Here is a 3,474-nt window from a genome sequence, read left to right on the forward strand (position 1 = left end):
GTCTAAGCGAGCAGAAGTAGTTCCAGAAGTTGTATGGATTGGCGTGTAGGTCACAACCGGTGATTGAGAAAAGAACTGCGGGTAGCGAGTTTCTAAATCTTTGACTTTTGCCACCGCTCCCCATCTTTCATAGCAATAGTGCGCCTCTTTCATGTAGGTCTGAGCAATCTTTTCCCGACCTCGCGCTAGATAATGTTTAGCCGCTAATTCATAAGCTAATGCTTCTTCCTGGATATACTCATTTTCAGCAGCACCTGCGATCGCCCGTTCATAAAACTCTTCAGCCTCAAGAAATTGCCCTAAGACTCGCGCTTTCTCTGCCTTGACTAAATGGTATTTGTGCAAACAATTCATTGGGGCGTGTTCTGCCCATTTTTGCATCTTTTCTTGGTTGGCATTAACGCGATTCAACCAGGGTGCTTTTTCAGAGCTTGAAGCATTTGCCCACAAGCTCAGAACGATTAGGGAGTCATAGAAATGAAATAGAGCTACAGAGAATAATGATGTGGCTGCGCTTAAATACGGTTCTGCCAAAGTAGCCGTTTTTGCAGCTTGCTCATACTCCCCGAACAGGTAGCATAAAATCAACTTATTTAAGTAAAAGAAGTGAAAGCCAGTTCCATCCTTTGCCGCGATCGTCCATAACAGTGCTTGCTCTTCGTCATAGAGACCACCCATTAAGCGACTTGGGTTTTCAGATTGACCTCGCAGGTTCAGGATCGTTTGTTGCAACATTGCCAGCCAGGTGGCAGGAGTCTCTCGTCTAATTTGATGGGTGGCTTTACGATAAATCGCTGTTTGTTGTTCTAGTTCTGTCAGTTCTTGTCCTGCATAAAAGGGATAATAACATAGGCCAATTGCAGAATAACCCGCAAATTCAAACTCTCCACTTTCTATACCGCTTTGCCAAGCTTCAGCAAAGCCAGGGAACGTTTCTTTAAGGTGGTCTTTCCAGGGAATGATATGGAAACTCACCATCATCAATGCTTTGCAATTACCTCTCTTGTTATTTGTTTGTTTCGCTAAATTTAAGGATAATTTGCCAAATTGATAGCCCAGTTCAAAGTCTTGTTCAACGCCACTTAGGATCATGCCATAGCCAACATAACCAAGCAGCGACCAGATCGCGTTTCCATGGGCCATCGATAAATTCACTATCTTGCATATAATCAGCACCATCAGAGCGGGTGTCGAAATAAAAGCCGGAGTATATATGCCTACTAAAATGTGGACTGCTGCCAGGGACACAGGTTCAGTCATCTCTGGCAAATCAATCAAATCTTCGATTTCCCGCCCAGCCAATCGTGAAGCGGTTTCCTCTAATCCTGCTTGAACATCTAACTGGCTTGGAGCTTCCACTAAACGAATTCCCAAGCGTTGCAGCACTTCCAAGCCAGTTTTAAGGGCCTCTTTAGGTTCTCCCCGCGACAGCCATGCTTGAATCTTGCTATCGTAAACTTTCACGGTATCGAGCACCGTCTTCGCACAGTTAAGCACTGCTTCTGCAATCCGCTCCATTTCGTCAAAGTGACCGCTGAGGTAGGCTGCCTCTGCTTCCTCTGAATGCAACACCAAAGTCAGGTCATACTCACGCTGCCAACTTTCCACATCAAGGAATTTAAGTCCTGTATTGAAATACTTGAAAGCTGCTTCATAAGCCGTCGCTGACTTTGCTTTCTGACCTGCCGTTAAATTCAATCTGGCAATTTCAGTTCGTTCTGATCGAGCAGTGACTAGCTCAAGTCCTTGATTGAGATGATCGATGATTTCAAACAACCGCTCGGATCGTTGCTCTGGTGAAGTTTTTTCGAGCAAATTGCGACCGATTTGCAGATGAACAACCTGTTTCTGCGATTCATCAATCAAAGCATAAGCCGCTTGCTGAACGCGGTCGTGCAGAAACTTATACTCTTGAACCAACAAATCTTCGTCCAAGTCAGACAGAGGTTGAATTAATCCTGCTTGTATTGCTGCTAGTAGATCCTGGAAAATTGCTTTCGGTGATTTTTCGCAAACGGTTCCTTCGGAGTTGCGCTCTGCGCTAAGCGCTAACGTCTCTAAATCAAACTCAGACCCAACACAAGCAGCGATGCAGAGAGTTTGCTGTGTTGCTTCCGGTAATTTCTGCAACTGACGCAGCAGCAACTCCACCACATTATCGGTGATATCTTGAGCTTCAATCTCTGCCAGGTTCCACTGCCAACTTAACTGTTGGGCATCGAAAGTCAACAAGTTTTCGCTATGCAGCAGCTTCAAAAATTCACCCACAAAGAAAGGGTTGCCCTCGGTTTTACGCAACACGACTTGGGCTAGGGAGCGAACGATATCAGAATTGTGATGTAATGTCTCAGCTATCAGTTGACTCAACGGTTCCAGTGTTAAGGGGGTCAGGATGATTTCCTGAAATACTGCTCCCCCTTTTCGCAGGCTCTCTAGCGTTAAGACCAACGGATGCGTTGGAGTCAGTTCGTTATCTCGGTAGGCTCCGATCAAAAACAGAGATTGAGTTTGCTCGTCAAGTAAGATGAGTTCGATTAACTTCAACGTCGCAGAATCGATCCACTGTAGATCGTCTAAGAAAATGACTAGGGGATGCTCTTTTGCACAAAACGCCCGCACAAACCTTTGAAACGTGAGATTGAAGCGATTCTGTGCTTCTGTTGCTCCAACTTTGGGCACAGGGGGCTGCTTACCAATAATGAACTCAACTTCGGGAATGACATCTATGATAATTTGTCCGTTGCTTCCTAAAGCACTGAGTAGACGCGATCGCCATACTTCCACCTGTTCATTGGGTTCACTCAACAGTTGCTGCACCAATTTCTGCAGGGCATCGACGATCGCGCTGTAGGGAATATTGCGCCCAAATTGGTCAAATTTACCCCAGATAAAATAGCCGTGCTTTGCGGTGATCGGTTTATGGAGTTCCTGCACCAATGCCGTTTTGCCGATGCCAGAATAACCGGAGACCAGCATCATTTCGCTGCATGAGGGTGTAGGGTGCAGGGTGTGGGGTGTGGGGTGTTTTTCCCGATTCCCGGCTCCCGATTCCCGATTCCCCGTCACTCTGTCAAACGCCACCCATAATGCTTCGATCTCCGCTTCTCGCCCATACAGTTTTTGAGGAATGCGGAACTGCTCGGAAACATCTTGCAGTCCCAACGATAGGGTGTTAATCTGACCCATTTCCGCCAGTTGTTGGGCACAGCGCTCTAGATCCGCTTTGATGCCCCAGGCACTTTGATAGCGATCCTCCGCATTCTTCGCCATCAGTTTCAAAATCAGATCCGAGACAGGTTGGGGGATCGTCGCATTCAATTCGTGCGGAGGAGTCGGCGGTGTAGCAATGTGACAGTGAACGAGTTCCAGGAGATCACGGGTGGGAAACGGCAATTGTCCCGTCAACAGTTTGTAGAAGGTTGCACCCAGGGAATAAAAGTCGGTGCGATAGTCGAGCATCCGGTTCATTCGTCC

The 3,474-nt window shown here is 46.8% G+C and carries 1 protein-coding gene; it reads right to left on the reverse strand.

The genetic code is table 11. From position 1 onward, the window contains the following. Positions 1-3,474: AAA family ATPase (locus H6G00_RS28900; RefSeq protein WP_190799364.1), on the reverse strand; the 3,474-nt coding region annotated here is incomplete at both ends.

The organism is Leptolyngbya sp. FACHB-541 (assembly GCF_014695875.1).
In the GTDB taxonomy this organism is placed as follows: Bacteria; Cyanobacteriota; Cyanobacteriia; order Elainellales; family Elainellaceae; genus JAAUTN01.